Genomic DNA, 1,928 nt, shown 5'->3' with positions numbered 1-1,928 from the left:
ACCAGCCGCAGGCCCATGCGCACGGCCGGCTGCGGGTCGGCCACGCCGCGCACGGGCTGGGGCTCGCCCTCCAGGGTCGCGTCCCAGTCGCTGTGCACCGCATCGATGGGCAGCACGCGCACGCCGTGGCGCACGGCGTCCTGCACCAGTTGTGAGGGCGTGTAGAAACCCATGGGCTGCGAGTTGAGCAGCGCCGCCAGAAAGCATGCGGGCTCGTGGCACTTGAACCAGCTGCTCGCATAAGCCAGCATGGCGAAGCTGTAGGCATGGCTCTCGGGGAAGCCGTATTCGCCGAACCCTTTGATCTGCTGAAAAATGCGCCGGGCAAAATCTTCGCGATAGCCGTTGGCAGCCATGCCTTCCATGAACGGCTGTTCGAAATGGTGGACGCCACCGGTGCGTTTCCATGCGGCCATGGAGCGGCGCAGCTCATCGGCCATGCCAGGCGTGAAGCGGGCAGCGATCATGGCGATCTGCATGACCTGCTCCTGGAAGATGGGAACGCCCAGCGTGCGCTCCAGGGCCTCTGTCAACTCTTTGTGCTCCAGTTCCAGCGGCTCGCCGCGCAACCGCCGCTCCCGGGCCTGCAGGTACGGGTGCACCATGCCGCCCTGGATCGGCCCCGGCCGCACGATGGCCACCTCGACCACCAGGTCGTACAGCTCGCGCGGGCGCAGTCGCGGCAGCATGCTCATCTGCGCCCGGCTTTCGATCTGGAACACGCCCACGGTGTCGGCCGCGCAGATCATGTCGTAAGTGGCGCCGTCCTCGCGCGGGATGCCGGCCAGGTCCCAGTGCTCGCCGCGCAGCAGGGCGCGCAGGTCCAGGGCGCGGCGCAGCGCGCTCAGCATGCCCAGGGCGAGCACGTCCACCTTCATGAGGTGCATGTCGTCCAGGTCGTCCTTGTCCCACTGGATGATGGATCGGCCATCCATGCTGGCGGGCTCCACGGGCACCAGCCGCGTGAGCTTGCCCTCGGTGAGCACGAAGCCGCCGACGTGCTGGCTCAGGTGGCGCGGAAAGCCCTTCAGATCGCGCGCCAGCTTGAGCCACAGTTCGGCGATGTGCGGCGCCAGCGGCACGTCCACGGCCTCGGCCAGTTCCTGCAGGCGTTCGGTGGCGATGGCCTCGTCGAACCAGTGGTGGTCCTTGGCGAAGGCATCGATGAGCGCGGGCGCCACGCCCAGGGCCTTGCCCACGTCGCGCAGCGCGCTGCGCGTGCGGTAGCTGATGACCACGGCCGCGATGGCCGCCCGCTCGCGGCCGTACTTGTCGTAGATGTACTGGATGACCTCTTCGCGCCGGTCGTGCTCGAAGTCCACGTCGATGTCGGGCGGCTCGTCGCGCTCCTTGCTGATGAAGCGCTCGAACAGCAGCCGCGTCTTGGTCGGATCGACCGCCGTGACCCCGAGGCAAAAGCACACCGCCGAATTGGCGGCGGAGCCCCGCCCCTGGCACAGGATGCCCCGGCTGCGGGCGTAGCGCACGATGTCGTGCACGGTGAGGAAGTACATCTCGTAGCGGCAGTGCGCGATGAGGTCGAGCTCCTTGGCGATCTGCGTGCGCACGGTCTCCGGCACGCCCATCGGGTAGCGGCCCTGGGCGCCCTGCTCGGTGTACCAGGCCAGGGCTCCGCCAGGGGTCATGCCGGGCGGCACGGTTTCCTTCGGGTAACGGTAGCGGATCTCGTCGAGGCTGAAGGTGCAGCACGTCGCCACGGCGAGCGTGGCCGCCAGCAGCGCAGGCGGGTAGATGGCGGCCAGCCGCATGCGCGCGCGCAGGTGCCGCTCGGCGTTGGGCTGCAGCGCGAAGCCGCATTCGGCCACGGGCCGCCCCAGGCGCACGGCGGTGACCACGTCCTGCAGGCGCTTGCGGCCGCGCACGTGCATGTGCACGTCGCCCGCCGCCACCAGCGGCAGGCCGAGCGT

1 protein-coding gene is annotated in these 1,928 nt (G+C 69.3%); it reads right to left on the bottom strand.

Annotated elements, in window-relative coordinates; genetic code table 11:
- A partial coding sequence (locus AC27IO_RS23590) for an error-prone DNA polymerase (RefSeq protein ID WP_498741092.1) occupies nt 1-1,928 on the bottom strand: 1,928 nt, incomplete at both ends.

It is taken from the genome of Acidovorax sp. KNOB132, assembly GCF_057541515.1.
This window is presented reverse-complemented; position numbering and strand designations above follow the sequence as displayed.